Genomic DNA, 13,957 nt, shown 5'->3' on the forward strand with positions numbered 1-13,957 from the left:
AAAAGCAAAGAGCCCGTTCGAATGAACGGGCTCTTTGCTTTTTATACTAACGTGCTATTAGTTAAAAATATAACGGATACCAATCTGCGCCTGCCAAACGTCATTGATCGTTTGCGACTTCACGAATGCATCGCGGACCAGGATTGGCTCGCCATTGACAATCTGAGTACCCATTCTGTAAGAAGGAACACCAGCTGCCGATACACTTGCAAAGTTAAGCGGGTTGGACTGCGTACTGTTTGACGAAGCAGTTACCTGGTTCCCAACACCCCATTTGTTGTTGATCAGGTTACCAACATTGAAAACATCGGCTCTCAGACGAATGATGTTTTTCTTCTGTTTAGCGCCCACTTTAATGTAGAAATCCTGCTCTACCGTCAAGTCAAATCTGGTTAACCATGGATAGGCACCACCATTACGTTCCGCATACTTTCCTTTTCTTTCTGACAAGTAAGGATGGTTATCAATGTATTTCTGGAAAGCTTCCGTTTGCTGCTCGGGAGAGAATGTGTAGGTCTTTTTATTAACCGTGGTAGTCAAAGTCGAGAAAACAATGTCCGAAGCGCTTTTTGGAACAAATAACAAGTCATTGTTTTGACCATCACCATTCATATCGCTTGAACTGATGTAAGAGATCTTGGTTCCGCTGTTAGACACACCGCCCAATGTAAACATCGTCGCTCCTCCGAACTTTCCACCGTATTCTTTGCGATACGAGACGTATCCTACAAAACGGTGACGAAGGTCATTTCCTGAATAGCCAAGATCCAGGTAGTTCAAACCATTCACCCCTGGTACGTTTCCTTCAACTGTACTGGATACTGAAGCAATGTCCTTAGCCTTACCGTAAGTATAACCTACCATTCCACCGAATCCTCTCGTAGCTGGTTTTTCAAGTTTACCAGTGATCGAGTACGAGTAGCCTTTGTTAGTGTTGGTCAACACGTATACATTGGAAATAGATGATTCAACCAGTCGGGCAGTGTTCGCAGCACTTCCTGAAAGACCCGAAGCAGGAAAACGATCACGGCCGTCAGCCCCGCTAAAAGTAGCAGTAGGTGCTTTCAGATTGACATCGATGTAGCGAAGTGCGTTGTAATTTTTGTTAACAATACCTTCCAACGTAGCCACTACACCCCAGCCCAATTGCTGATCGATACCAATATTGCTTTTCCAAACCTGAGGGAATTTCAGGTTTTCATCCGAAGCATTCACCTGATATCCTGACAATTTAGTAGTGGTGGTAGGATTATAACGTGACGGATCCAATGTAAATGGATAAGCTACGGTATTGTTAGCCCCGATGGTCGCTGAGTTGACACCATTGTTACCCAACTGATTCGAGATCAATACGTAAGGAATTCTTGAAAGGAACAAACCTGTTCCACCGCGAACCTGAGTAGTATGATCTCCTTTAACATCCCAGTTGAACCCGATACGTGGTGACAAATAAATGCGAGCCTTTGGTACATTTCCTGTGTTAACAATGTAAGGTTGTCCTTCCGGGTCTCTGAAAGTCTTGGAAGCTACATCTGCATTAAAATACTGCTTAGAAGTATTTGGGATTGTAATGTAGTCCCCGCGAAGACCGGCAGTAACCTTGAAATTGGAAGTAACCTGGAATTCGTCCTGTAAGTAAAGGCTGAACGTCTGAGTCTTGAATACCTGCCAAGGTGGTGCCTGGCCTGGAAGCAATGAGTAACGATAGTTGAAACGAACCAATGTATCAGGAGCAACAGTCAATTCTGGGTTAGCAAGATATGCATTCGCCGCATTCTTGAAATCTTGGATCGATTTGAAAACGTAAACTCCGTTTGAAGTCGGGAAGAACAGGTTATTAGACTTGAAATGCTCGTAAGCCGCTCCCAATGTTACTGTATGCTTGCCTGCAAAATACGTCAGGTTATCAGTAAGGTTGAATGTCGCGTAATCCAGGCGGTTGTTTGGAGTAAATGGATCAGAACCGATAGTTGTGTAGGTAGATCCGTCTTTCTGGATTTCAACAGTCGGGAAGATCGGCGCTTTGTACTTTCTGTCTTCGATTTGTTTGTTAAAAGTTCCGATCAGGTTGTTAGCAAATTTTCCCCCGAAATTTGAATTCAGTTCCGCTACGAATGAACGGGTGTTGTCCTGAATGATATAGCCTGTATTCTGTGGTGAAATCGCTGACAGTGAGTTGGTACGGTTACCAAAACCCGCTGTGTTACTACTGTTGCTCTGGCTGATCAATACATCAGAATCAGAATCGTGGTGTGAGTAACGCAATGTCAGCTTATGCTTGTCGCTGATGTTGTAATCGATACGGGCAAGGAATTTCTTGCTCGTGTTTTCGTTGTTGAAGCCGTCGATCGCACCAATGTCATACTTGAATTTCTCTTTCATGAAAGAACCAAGGTCTTCCAGATCAGCTGCTGTGGTGCGGGAAACGTTGCTTCCGGTTTGGCCGCGGTTCAACACGAAATCAAGTGCCGGGCTGGAACGCTTTACAAATTCACCGTTTACAAAGAAGAAAAGTTTGTTCTTAATGATAGGACCGCCCAATCTAAAACCGGTTGTTTTCTCATTGAACTCATTGATGGTGATCTTGTTACCATCAGGCTTGTTACCTGCAAGGCTTTTGTTCTTGAAGAAGTGGAAAACCGATCCTGAGAATTCATTGGTACCTGAACGTGTTACTGCATTGATACCCGCTCCCGCAAAACCTGACTGACGAACATCATAAGGTGCAATGTTGATCTGAACCTCTTCGATCGCATCCAGGGAAATGGCCGTGGAACCTGTCCGGCCACCTGCCGCTGCTTCATTCCCTAAACCAAAACCGTTGTTGAAAACAGAACCGTCAATCGTAAAGTTATTGTAACGGCTGTCCTGGCCTCCGAATGAGCGGCCATTGCTGTATGCATTGTATTTGGTAATGTCGTTCAGCGTACGTCCAAGCGTAGGAAGGCTGGTGATCAGTCCCTTGTTGAATGTAGTAGCGGCACCGGTACGGTCAGAGCTGAAAATATCGCTTCCTGCGCCCGTGATTACTACTTCGCTCAATTGTGTTCCGCCGTCTTTTAGGTCGAAATTAACGTTGGCTGCTGTTCCCAGGTTGGCGAAAATGTTCTCCTGCGCCTGTTCGCTAAAACCTACGAATGAAACTGTAACTGTGTAAGGCCCGCCTACCCGAACTGCCGGGATGGTATAAAGACCTTGCTCATTGGTAATAGAGCCGTACTTTGAACCGGATGGAACGTGAACAGCTACGACAGTTGCGCCGGGAAGAACTTCTCCTTTGCTGTCGGCTACACGACCGGTGATTGCTGATGAGGTAACCTGCGCCTGTACATTAGGACCCAGTAATGATAATAGAAGTACAACCAGCGCGAGGCCCGCTGCCCTGAAAAGTAAACTTTTCCCGTTCATAAATTTTAGTGATTTGGTTTGTAATATTAGAAGGTTTCATCTGGGGGCGATGAGTAATATTTGATGCAAAAGAATACCTTTTTTATTTCAATAACAAAAATACAAATCCTACTAAAATGCAATACTAATCCGTGTAACTACTTGACCTATTGGAATAATACAGATTAGTGTACCAATACTTCAATATTTTGAATGTTAACAAATTATTAAAATTAATTAATAACCGGCGTACAGGTTTTAAACCGATTTTTGAAGTTTGAAAAAAATTTTTTTCTCTTTTTCTTCCTCATTGGGAGACATTCAGAATAGCGCTTGTTACGATATTGTTAACTTTTTCCAAAGTGATGTTTTTACGGTAACAAAAATAGTACCCACCTTTGCAGCATGAGGAATATGAATACGTCATTAAATCAAGAGAATTATTTCTACTAACAAATTCCGCATCAGCATTTTACATTACATATGCAGCTCAACTTTAAACAAATAGGGGAAACTGGCAAGCCGCTGATTATCCTTCACGGCGTCTTTGGTTTTCTGGATAACTGGCTCACTATCAGCAAATCTATTGCCGACAATGGTTTTAAGGTGTATCTCGTGGATCAACGGCACCACGGCAGGTCACCTCAGGAAGGCCCGCTCAATTTTGCAACATTAGCAGCCGACCTCAAAGAATTTCTGGAACAGCAGCAAATTTCTGACCCTGTTTTGATCGGACATTCAATGGGCGGAAAAACAGTGATGGAATATGCGGTAACTTATCCGGGAAGTTTTGAAAAATTGGTTGTCGTGGATATTGGCCCCAAAGCCTACCCCATTCACCACAGCAAAATATTGAAAGGATTGAATGCAATTCCGGTCGATATCATCGAAAACCGGAACCAAGCTGATGAAATTCTTAGCGAATACGAGCCGATTTTACCGGTAAGACAATTTCTTTTGAAAAATCTTTACCGTAAAGACGAAGGAGGATTCGGCTGGCGGTTCAATCTGCCATTGCTGAGTACCGATATGGCCAATGTAGGTGCGGAAATCAAGTCCAACCAGAAAGTGGAAGCGCCGGTATTATTTATGCGAGGCGAAAAGAGTACTTACATTCTGGATGAAGATCTGGAAGGGATTCTGGACTTGTTCCCCAATGCCCGGCTGGAAACTATTACCGGTGCCGGTCACTGGGTACAGGCGGACCAACCGAAAGCGTTTGTGGCTACCTTACTTGAATTTTTGGGCGCAGCTATCTGACATATTTCCTTTTTTGACTGTTGCAGGACGAAACAATCAGCTGATCGTCGCTTAAACTTATTTCCCAGGTGGGGCAATAAACGCAGTTTACAAGCGCACAAATCGGGTTTGCAGGTAATGCAGCTTGTGGTTTAATGTCCAGCAGCTGGCCATTAATAATAAGCGATTTGGGAGGACAGCAGGCCGGGGTACCGTCGGTATTTAAGATAACCCCGTCCTCCCGGAAAGTAAGCGTATCTGACTGGGCGCTGGCCACCGATTCCCAAACATTTTTGTTATCTAACGAGGTCCTTTCGATTTCAATTAAGCGCCAAGGGCCTTGGATAGTCTTAAAATCCACGTATGACATGACGCCATCCATACTATCCTTCTTGCAGGACAGCAGCACGATCAGGAACAGGGGAATATATAGCAGTCGTTTCATTGTTTTAACTTTGTTCACACATCTATGATCCATTCCCAGCTCATTTGGTTGGAAAAACTTAAAAATTCCTAAAATGAATGACCTTGCATTGTCGCTTTATCTGATCCCTACTATCCTTGCGGAGGAAACCCAACACCAGGTGCTCAGTCCCCAAATCAGGGAGGTGGTTGGTGAGCTGAATGTATTCTTTGTTGAAAATGTACGCACGGCCAGGCGATTCATCAGTAGCCTGAAACTTGGAAAGGTCATTGACGATATCACTTTTATTGAGCTAAATAAAGATACGCCTGAGTCGGTTACTGCGCAGGAACTGAAAAAGCTTACTCAAAATGCGGGGGTTATTTCCGAAGCTGGGAGTCCCGGAGTAGCCGATCCTGGCGCGGTGGCGGTAAATCTGGCGCATCAAATGGGCATACGTGTAGTGCCGCTGGTGGGGCCATCGTCCATTTTGCTGGCATTGATGTCGTCCGGAATGAGCGGCCAGTCCTTCGCTTTTCACGGTTACCTTCCTATTGATAAAGCACTGAGAAAAAAAACGATCCAGTCGCTTGAACGTGAAGCCAGGCAGCGTCAGCAGACCCAGATATTTATGGAAACGCCTTTTCGGAATAATCAGCTCTTGGAGGCTGTACTTGAAACCTGTGCGCCGGACACATTGTTATGTATTGCTTCTAATGTCACAGCAGGTGATGAATTTATCAAAACGATGTCAATTAAAAACTGGAAATCACATTTGCCCGACCTGCACAAAAAGCCTACTATTTTTATAATCGGCTAAAATCATTTCTAAATAACTACAAATCAATCATTTGCAATAACACAAAAAAAAGTATAGTTACTTTCTTTCCAACCAAATATTCTGCAATCCGATCTTGACGGAAAGTGACTAGTTTTTCTAAATGGTTAAAATCAATTCAAGGTCATGAAAAAATGGATAATATGGACAAGTCTGGCTCTTGCCGCAATGGTATCAGCTTGTAATGATGACGGCCTGGACGTGATCACGGTGGTTGACTCCAATTTCGAAACAGGTACCGACAAATGGACGGCCGAATTCGCTGAATATGATACGACGACAGTTGACAGCACATTAACAATGAAGTTTGCTCAATCCAGACTACCAACAGGCCTGGACACGTCACAGCACGCATTCATGATCCAGAGCACGAACCGCAGCGACGATATGTTTATGTATCTGAAGAAAAAGGTGACGGGATTTGTGCCAAATGGTACTTACGCCGTGCAGTTCGATATTAACCTTGCGACCAACTATCCTGCCAGCAGCGTTGGCGCCGGGGGGTCTCCGGGAAGCTCGGTTTATCTCAAAGCAGGTGCTTCGGCAAGCGAGCCAGCGAGAAAACTCGTAAAAAGCTTTTATCAATTTACATTGGATAAGGGACAGCAGTCCGAGGGCGGCACTGATGCGCTGGTACTGGGTGATGTGGCCAGTGGCCGTGAAGACACGAAATATGCATTGGTCAAAAGATCAAATTCCGGCAGGCCATTTACGGTGAAGGCGGCTTCCAATGGCGAGATCTGGCTTTTTGTAGGAACCGATTCCGGCTATGAGGGACTGACCAAACTTTACTACGACAGGATCACGGTGACCATTCATGAGCAACAGATCAATTAATTAACACTTCCTCAGCTTCAAAAAAACGTCGCGGCATCCTTGAATGTAGCGGCGTTTTTGTTTTGAGCGATATTAACAAACGGTTGCAAGACGGATTCCAAAGTGTTTCGTAACTTCGCCACAAAATACAAACAATGCTTTAAATCGTTACCTGAATGGTCCAAATACAGACTTTTGTCTTCAACCCGTTTTCAGAAAATACTTATTTGCTTTCCGACGAGACCGGGGAAGCAATTATCATTGATCCAGGCTGTTATGACCAGTCCGAGTACAAAACACTAACGGACTACATTGCCTCCAACAATCTGACACCAGTTAAGATCATCAACACACATGCCCATATCGACCACGTTTTGGGAATTGCCGCGCTCAAAAGAAAGTACAATATTCCGTTTTACCTGCACCGCCTCGACGAGCCTGTATTAAAAGCTGTGAAAAGCTATGCTTCCAATTACGGGTTTGCTGTTTTCGATGAGCCGGAAATTGACCAGTACCTGAAAGAAGGCGAATCGGTCACTTTTGGAAATACATCATTGAAAATCATTTTTGTCCCGGGCCATGCGCCAGGCCACGTTGCTTTCGTGAACGATGAGCAAAAGTTTGTGATCGGGGGCGACGTACTATTTCATCTATCCATCGGCCGCACAGACCTACCAGGCGGGGATCATGCCACATTGCTTTCGAGCATTCGTACACAACTTTTCACATTACCTGACGACTACCAGGTTTTTCCTGGACATATGCAGTCCACAACCATTGGTTTTGAGAAAAAACACAATCCCTTTTTCAGATAACTCCTATTTTCAGTCCGTAAAACATAACCCTACCTATATGATCCGTCGCAACATTCCGAATGCACTCACTTGTGGAAATCTCCTTTGCGGATGCATTGGCGTTGTCGAAGCGTTTCATAATAACTTGCTATTGTCCTGCGTACTAATCGGCATCGCCCTGATCTTTGATTTTTTTGACGGATTTCTGGCCCGTTTGCTGAAAGTAAGCTCACCCATAGGAAAAGACCTCGACTCACTGGCGGATATGGTCACTTTCGGGTTGCTACCTTCCATTATTCTATATCAGTTGCTGATGCAAAGCATTCCTGACCTTCTCGGGATTTGGAAGGCTTATCCAGCCTTTATCATGGCTATTTTTTCTGCGATCAGGCTGGCGAAGTTCAACAATGACCCGAGACAGAGCGATTCATTTATTGGAGTCCCCACACCGGCCAATGCCATGCTGATCGGTTCTCTGCCACTGATTGTCCATACACAGGACGTATTTTGGAAAGATCTGATCATTAATACGAATAATCTGCTGATACTGACTGTCGTAATGTCCTACCTGCTTGTGATGGAAATGCCGCTCATCGCATTAAAATTCAAGCATTTTCAATGGAAAGGAAATGAAGCGCGGTTCATTCTGATCCTCCTCACAATTGTTTTACTGATTACGCTGAAAATCCTGGCCGTTCCTGCTATTCTAATACTTTATGTCTTGCTTTCAGTGGTTGAAAATCTCAGGAAAAAGAATGAATCAATTGCTAACCAGTAGTTTTTGTTGCAATTTTGTGGTCATTTTTTAAGTACATTGCCTCGTAAGTAAACCATGTAATGAAGTCTGACCGGGATTTCCCAACTATCTCATTACCAATTCATTTTAGTTTAGAAAGTATGACATTGTCGCGAATTACAGGACTAGGATACTATGTTCCTGAGAACGTTGTTACCAATAGTGACCTAACTCAATGGATGGAGACATCCGACGAATGGATTCAGGAAAGAACAGGAATTCGCGAGAGGCGCTATTTTGAATTCGGAAAAGACACCAATTATAGCATGGCCGCTGCGGCTTCCAGGCAAGCCCTCGATCGCGCCGGACTCACTCCCAACGACGTTGACGTCATCGTTTACGCCACCATCACACCCGATTATTTTTTCCCGGGTTCCGCATTTCTGATGCAGCGCGAACTTGGAATGGACGGGAAACCGGTGATCGATATCCGCGAGCAATGCTCAGGCTTCGTTTATGCCTTGTCGATCGCGGATCAATTCATTAAATCCGGCATGTATAAAACTGCGCTGGTGGTGGGTTCGGAGATCCAGTCCACATGGATTGATAAGAGTACTGCGGGACGAAATACCGCGGTTATTTTTGGTGACGGGGCAGGTGCTGCGGTGGTTACCGCCACTGAAGATCCACAACATTGTATATTATCTACACACCTTCACGCAGATGGCCGCTATGCGGAAGAGTTATATGTGCGTGATCCCGGTAGTAGCCGCGCAGGCAGGCCGGTCACGAAAGAAATACTGGAAGAAGGAGGATTTAACGTCTTTATGAACGGGAATGCCGTGTTCAAACACGCAATCGTTCGCTTCGGAGAAGTAATCAATGAGGCCCTGGCTGCCAACGGATACGGCCCCGCAGACCTCGATCTGCTGGTACCACATCAAGCCAATATCCGCATCAGCGATTATGTAAGGCAGCAATTGGGATTATCTGAATCGCAGGTTATCAACAACTTGCAGCGTTTTGGAAACACCACCGCAGCCTCCATTCCGATCGCCCTTTCGGAGGCGTGGGAAAACAAGCAGCTTAAAGACGGCGACCTGTTATGCCTTGCTGCATTTGGAAGCGGGTTTACCTGGGCTTCGGCGCTGATCAGGTGGTAAGCACACGCTAGTACTGCCCGATTGAGAGCAACACAAGTGTGCAAGCTTCGATTGGTACGATATTTTTATTAAGTAAAATGTTTTTAAATTCAGGATTTTCTGTACCAGGGTTAAAGATGACGCGTTTAGGATTAAGCAAAACGATGTAGTCGTAGTATTCGGGCTGGTGACTGGGGTTAATGTACAGGGTAACTGTGTCGACATCCTCCCACTCTATTTTTTCCAGATGAATCTCTTCGCCTAATGCAAACCCTTTTCTGCGACCAAGAAGCAATACGGGATGTCCGTAGTTCCTGAGTTTTTGAGCCGCCAGGTAAGCGTACCTGGATGGATTAGAAGATGCTCCTATGATAAGAGTACGTTTCATACTTTTTGAAATTGGTGAACAATAAGAATCCATGATTCCCACACACTTTAAATAACAGTAAAATATCAAAAAAACGTTTCCCGGGAAGTTTTGGAGTAACATCAGTGTAATAAATCCTTTGAACCTAATATTATATCATAATCAAAATGAATGAGTTAAATGTAAGTCGGAGTTTCTGGAACGAAAAGTGGGCAAAAATTAAATTCGACGAAATCGAGAACGCTCCTCATTACGAAGTATCGAATTACGGCAGGTTGAAAAGTTTTCAGAACAACCCGAAGGAAGGGGTAATTATCAAAGGATCGGTTATTCAGGGTTACAGGTCCCTGAATATCCGTGTGGCAGGGGGAAAAACGATCAACAGGTACGTACATAAGTTAGTAGCCGAGCATTTTGTGGACAAAACCAGCGACGAGCACAACTTCGTGATCCATGTAGATTTTGAGAAACAGAACAACTATTTTGAAAACCTTAAATGGGTTACCAAGGCAGAAATGATCGATCACAACCGTGAAAATCCTGCTTTTATCAACCGGGTCATTCCGAGGCGTACTAAAAATTACAAGCTTACTGAAAGCAAGGTGCGCATCATTAAAAAGCTACTTAAGAATGACAATAACCGATTGAAAATGATCGCCAAACAGTTTGGTATCACGCATACTCAGCTTAACCGGATCCGTTCAGGAGAGAACTGGAAACATGTAACCATTGAAGATTGATTGATTTACTAACTCACTTCTTTTCCGCGGTAGAAACCGTATAACCGCTGCCGTTCGCTCCTTCTTCGTAGTCGACAGATACGCCGATCACATACATCAGGTGACGTTTATCGATAAAGACTTGAATGCCTTCAATGACATAGGTCTGATCAAATTCTGTGGCGGTATCAAAGCCGAGCAGAAAGGTACCGCTGCACGCGCCACCCCGGAGCCCTACCCTTAGACCATAGGTGTCAGGAATCTTATTGGCCTCTAATGTTGTCTTGATTTCGAGCTTGGCTTTCTCCGTTAGCTGGATAGGACTTTCCATATTGTAACCTCAATCTGTATCTTTCGTAACCATGAACACGAATCCCCCGTGCCGTGTTCCATTCGTATTTTAAATAAATAACTGCTTAATCTTGGCAATCCCTTAATTTTGTGCTTCGTTTTAGCATAAAATTACTGTTGTTATATGGAATTCTATTTGTTGCTTACTATCCTTTTGCTTGGAGCTGTTATTGCTGTTGTGATTTATCTGACCATTACAACAGTCGCCGACAAGTTTTTTGAAAAACAAAAACTGGATATCAGGAGCAAAAATATTGAGATCACACTTCCCCTACGTTTGCAGGCCTACGAACGCATGTGCCTCTTCCTGGAACGGATCAGCCCAAGCAATTTGTTGTTGCGCTTGGTCCCTTCCGCCATGAGCGCATTGGAATTGCAACAGATACTACTGCATGAGATCCGGGAAGAATACAATCACAATGTTGCCCAGCAACTATATATGAGTACTATTGCCTGGGAACAGATCAACAATGCCATGAACGAAACGGTAGCGGCTATCAATCAGGCGGCTTTGGAAGTAACGCCCGATGCCCCTCCTGCTGACTTGGCTAAAAAGATTTTCGCACAGGTTATTGATAAGGACGTACAGCCGGTAACCCATGCATTGAAGTTACTAAAAGACGAGATTAGGACATTATTTTAACAACTTCGGCGGTCGGCTTTCGGCTGTCGAATACTTATTTGAATAAAAAATGGTTGACGGCCGAGTGCCGACAGCCGACAGCCATAAAACAATGCTATATCCCAATACATTAGAACAAAAATTAGGTTTTGACAAGCTAAGGGAACGATTAAAGGAAGCTTGCATCAGTCCGCTGGGCCAGGGCTTTGTAGAAAAAATCAAGTTTTCTGAGAACTTTGGCCTGGTGGAAAAACTGGTAAGCCAGACCGCCGAAATGCAACGTATTATGCAAATCGGCGAGAATTTCCCTTCTCAAAACTACATTGACGCTACACCATATCTTCGAAGGGCGTCCATTGAGGGAATGCTCCTCACCCAGCCCGAGTTTTCGGATCTAAAAGTATCCCTGCAAACCATCCGGTTGTGCCTGCGCTTTTTCGAAAGTCAGGAGCCTGAATCCTTTCCTATTTTAGGAGAATATGCCAAAACCATCAGGATCGAAAAGGAGATAACCGACGCCATTGACCGCATTATCGATGATCGCGGGCAAATCCGTGACTCTGCTTCCTCTGAACTTTCAAGGATCAGAAAAAGGCTCATTTCAGAACAAGCCGGCATCAGAAAAAAACTGGATACCATCCTGAAATCCGCCAGAAGCAGCGGCTGGATTGGGGATGATGTGTCGCTGACGATCCGTAATGGGCGAATGGTGATCCCGGTAGCAGCGGAACATAAAAGAAAAGTGCGAGGATTTATCCACGACGAATCGGCGACCGGACAAACCGTTTTTATTGAACCTACCGATGTTTTTGAGTCTAATAATGAGATCCGCGAACTGGAATATGAGGAGCGCAGGGAGATCAACCGGATACTGCTCGAACTGACTGCCAGGCTCCGGCCATTTGTTCCGGATCTTCAAAAAGCATATCAGTTTTTGGGATTAATGGATTTTTTACGGGCAAAGGCGAAACTGGCTGCTGAAATGGGCGCTATCAATCCACCATTCAGCAATCGTCAGTTTATCGAATGGCGTGACGCGCGTCATCCATTGCTGCATTTGTCATTCCAAAAACAAGGCAAAAAAGTAGTTCCGCTTAACATTGAACTCAAAGATAACCAGCGCATTCTGATCGTTTCGGGGCCCAATGCCGGTGGTAAATCGGTGGCGCTCAAAACCGTCGGACTGATCCAGTATATGTTTCAATGCGGATTGCTGGTTCCGGTAGCCGAGGGCTCGTCAATGGGCTTTTTTCAAAATATCTTCATTGATATTGGCGACGAGCAATCATTGGAAAACGACCTGAGTACATATAGCTCCCACCTCACCAACATGCGTCATTTTCTGACGCTGGCGAACAAAAGGACGTTATTCCTGATCGACGAGTTCGGTACTGGAACTGAGCCAGGTCTGGGCGGGGCTATTGCGGAGGCAATTCTCGAAAACCTGACCAAATCGGGCGCATTTGGTGTGATTAATACCCATTATACCAACCTGAAAGTGCTTGCAGACAAAATGGATGGTCTCGTGAATGGTGCAATGCGTTTCGACGGGGAGCATCTGGAACCACTCTATCAGCTTGAAATCGGAAGACCGGGCAGCTCATTTGCTTTCGAAATCGCTTCCAAAATAGGACTGCCGGAAGCCGTCATCAGCAAGGCGAAAGAAAAACTGGGAACTCAGCAGGTTAGTTTTGAAAAACTGCTGAAAGAACTGGACATTGAGCGAAGGGTTTTCGCTGAAAAAAACATTGAAATTGGCGTGAAAGAACGCAAGCTGACCAAACAGCTTTCTGACTACACTTCATTGAAGGAAAAGCTCGAAATCAATGAAAAGAAAATCGTAAACGAGGCCAAGCAAAAAGCCAAGAACCTGATTTCCGACGCTAACCAGCTCATTGAAAATACAATAAGAGAGATAAAGGAAAATAAAGCTGAGAAGGAAAAAACCAAGATCGTTAGGACCGTACTTGAAACTTTTGGCAAGAAAAACCTTGAACTGGAAGTAGTACCTGAACCTGTTACGACGGAAGAAGTTTTCGAACCGGAAGCAGGCGACATTGTTCCCGGAAGCTACGTCAGGATCATTGGGCAAACGGCCATTGGTGAAGTACTGGCTGTAAAAGGCAAGGATGTTGAGATCAGGATCGGTGATCTGAAATCCAATATCAAACTGAACAGGCTGGAAAAAGTATCCAACAAAACTTACAAAGCTGCAACGGGCGAGAAAAAGCTAAAAACCAGCGCGAAGGGTGTTGATCTGAACGAGCGCATGATGAATTTCAGTTTTAACCTCGATATGCGCGGAAAACGTGGGGAAGAAGCTTTGGGACTTGTGGACCAGTTTATGGATAATGCCATTATGCTGGGTTACGACGAACTGCGCATTGTTCACGGCAAAGGGGACGGAATCTTGCGCACGCTCGTACGTAACCATCTGCGCGGGTACACGCAGGTATCAGGCATGCAGGACGAGCATCCGGACCGTGGTGGCGCGGGAGTGACCATTGTAAAGTTGAAGTAAGCGAATGTATAAAAAGAGAGGG

At 44.8% G+C, this 13,957-nt stretch carries 13 protein-coding genes; 9 read left to right on the forward strand and 4 right to left on the reverse strand.

The annotated features are described in order from the left end of the window. Positions 1-57 precede the first annotated feature (57 nt). Complete coding sequence (locus ON006_RS18225; RefSeq protein WP_244820804.1) at positions 58-3,408, reverse strand: TonB-dependent receptor; 3,351 nt, start codon at positions 3,406-3,408, stop codon at positions 58-60. Positions 3,409-3,870: 462 nt separating this feature from the next. On the opposite strand from ON006_RS18225, the gene ON006_RS18230 reads away from it, so the two are divergent. Continuing rightward, a complete protein-coding gene (locus ON006_RS18230) occupies positions 3,871-4,647 on the forward strand; it encodes an alpha/beta fold hydrolase (RefSeq protein WP_244820805.1) in 777 nt (258 codons plus the stop codon). On the opposite strand, the gene ON006_RS18235 is transcribed toward ON006_RS18230, so the two are convergent. Continuing rightward, positions 4,640-5,071: a hypothetical protein gene (locus ON006_RS18235; protein WP_244820806.1), complete on the reverse strand. Its 432-nt coding sequence runs from the start codon at positions 5,069-5,071 to the stop codon at positions 4,640-4,642. The genes ON006_RS18230 and ON006_RS18235 overlap by 8 nt on opposite strands. 73 nt (positions 5,072-5,144) lie before the next feature. Here ON006_RS18235 and ON006_RS18240 point away from each other — a divergent pair, with 73 nt between their 5' ends. From ON006_RS18240 to ON006_RS18260, 5 genes are all read left to right on the forward strand, one after another. Continuing rightward, positions 5,145-5,849: an SAM-dependent methyltransferase gene (locus ON006_RS18240; RefSeq protein ID WP_244820807.1), complete on the forward strand. Its 705-nt coding sequence runs from the start codon at positions 5,145-5,147 to the stop codon at positions 5,847-5,849. 144 nt (positions 5,850-5,993) lie between these two features. Continuing rightward, positions 5,994-6,704, forward strand: coding sequence for a hypothetical protein (locus ON006_RS18245; RefSeq protein WP_244820808.1), 711 nt, complete (start codon positions 5,994-5,996; stop codon positions 6,702-6,704). 155 nt (positions 6,705-6,859) lie between these two features. Next, complete coding sequence (locus ON006_RS18250; protein ID WP_244820809.1) at positions 6,860-7,498, forward strand: MBL fold metallo-hydrolase; 639 nt, start codon at positions 6,860-6,862, stop codon at positions 7,496-7,498. Positions 7,499-7,535: 37 nt separating this feature from the next. Beyond that, positions 7,536-8,255, forward strand: coding sequence for a CDP-diacylglycerol--serine O-phosphatidyltransferase (gene pssA, locus ON006_RS18255; RefSeq protein WP_244821177.1), 720 nt, complete (start codon positions 7,536-7,538; stop codon positions 8,253-8,255). A gap of 119 nt (positions 8,256-8,374) precedes the next feature. Then, positions 8,375-9,376, forward strand: coding sequence for a 3-oxoacyl-ACP synthase III family protein (locus ON006_RS18260; protein WP_244820810.1), 1,002 nt, complete (start codon positions 8,375-8,377; stop codon positions 9,374-9,376). Positions 9,377-9,383: 7 nt separating this feature from the next. Here ON006_RS18260 and ON006_RS18265 read toward each other — a convergent pair whose 3' ends face one another. Continuing rightward, a complete protein-coding gene (locus ON006_RS18265; RefSeq protein WP_244820811.1) occupies positions 9,384-9,743 on the reverse strand; it encodes a CoA-binding protein in 360 nt (119 codons plus the stop codon). Between the two features lie 146 nt (positions 9,744-9,889). Here ON006_RS18265 and ON006_RS18270 point away from each other — a divergent pair, with 146 nt between their 5' ends. Then, positions 9,890-10,462 (forward strand): NUMOD4 domain-containing protein, encoded by a 573-nt coding sequence (locus ON006_RS18270; protein WP_244820812.1) that lies wholly within the window; start codon positions 9,890-9,892, stop codon positions 10,460-10,462. Between the two features lie 13 nt (positions 10,463-10,475). Here the strand turns inward: ON006_RS18270 and ON006_RS18275 are convergent, their stop codons facing one another. Then, positions 10,476-10,772, reverse strand: coding sequence for a HesB/IscA family protein (locus ON006_RS18275; protein ID WP_244820813.1), 297 nt, complete (start codon positions 10,770-10,772; stop codon positions 10,476-10,478). Positions 10,773-10,916: 144 nt separating this feature from the next. Between ON006_RS18275 and ON006_RS18280 the strand changes: the two genes are divergently transcribed. Next, complete coding sequence (locus ON006_RS18280; RefSeq protein WP_244820814.1) at positions 10,917-11,435, forward strand: DUF7935 family protein; 519 nt, start codon at positions 10,917-10,919, stop codon at positions 11,433-11,435. Between the two features lie 91 nt (positions 11,436-11,526). Continuing rightward, positions 11,527-13,935, forward strand: a complete 2,409-nt coding sequence (locus ON006_RS18285) for an endonuclease MutS2 (RefSeq protein WP_244821178.1) — start codon at positions 11,527-11,529, stop codon at positions 13,933-13,935. The last annotated feature ends 22 nt before the right edge of the window (positions 13,936-13,957 follow it).

This window comes from Dyadobacter pollutisoli (assembly GCF_026625565.1).
Taxonomy (GTDB): domain Bacteria; phylum Bacteroidota; class Bacteroidia; order Cytophagales; family Spirosomataceae; genus Dyadobacter; species Dyadobacter pollutisoli.

What these genes read in the sequence shown, in the direction of transcription:
- ON006_RS18225 (WP_244820804.1), bottom strand. Translation starts at nt 3,408, where the DNA reads ATGAACGGGAAAAGTTTACTTTTCAGGGCAGCGGGCCTCGCGCTGGTT.
- ON006_RS18230 (WP_244820805.1), top strand. Translation starts at nt 3,871, where the DNA reads ATGCAGCTCAACTTTAAACAAATAGGGGAAACTGGCAAGCCGCTGATT.
- ON006_RS18235 (WP_244820806.1), bottom strand. Translation starts at nt 5,071, where the DNA reads ATGAAACGACTGCTATATATTCCCCTGTTCCTGATCGTGCTGCTGTCC.
- ON006_RS18240 (WP_244820807.1), top strand. Translation starts at nt 5,145, where the DNA reads ATGAATGACCTTGCATTGTCGCTTTATCTGATCCCTACTATCCTTGCG.
- ON006_RS18245 (WP_244820808.1), top strand. Translation starts at nt 5,994, where the DNA reads ATGAAAAAATGGATAATATGGACAAGTCTGGCTCTTGCCGCAATGGTA.
- ON006_RS18250 (WP_244820809.1), top strand. Translation starts at nt 6,860, where the DNA reads ATGGTCCAAATACAGACTTTTGTCTTCAACCCGTTTTCAGAAAATACT.
- pssA (WP_244821177.1), top strand. Translation starts at nt 7,536, where the DNA reads ATGATCCGTCGCAACATTCCGAATGCACTCACTTGTGGAAATCTCCTT.
- ON006_RS18260 (WP_244820810.1), top strand. Translation starts at nt 8,375, where the DNA reads ATGACATTGTCGCGAATTACAGGACTAGGATACTATGTTCCTGAGAAC.
- ON006_RS18265 (WP_244820811.1), bottom strand. Translation starts at nt 9,743, where the DNA reads ATGAAACGTACTCTTATCATAGGAGCATCTTCTAATCCATCCAGGTAC.
- ON006_RS18270 (WP_244820812.1), top strand. Translation starts at nt 9,890, where the DNA reads ATGAATGAGTTAAATGTAAGTCGGAGTTTCTGGAACGAAAAGTGGGCA.
- ON006_RS18275 (WP_244820813.1), bottom strand. Translation starts at nt 10,772, where the DNA reads ATGGAAAGTCCTATCCAGCTAACGGAGAAAGCCAAGCTCGAAATCAAG.
- ON006_RS18280 (WP_244820814.1), top strand. Translation starts at nt 10,917, where the DNA reads ATGGAATTCTATTTGTTGCTTACTATCCTTTTGCTTGGAGCTGTTATT.
- ON006_RS18285 (WP_244821178.1), top strand. Translation starts at nt 11,527, where the DNA reads ATGCTATATCCCAATACATTAGAACAAAAATTAGGTTTTGACAAGCTA.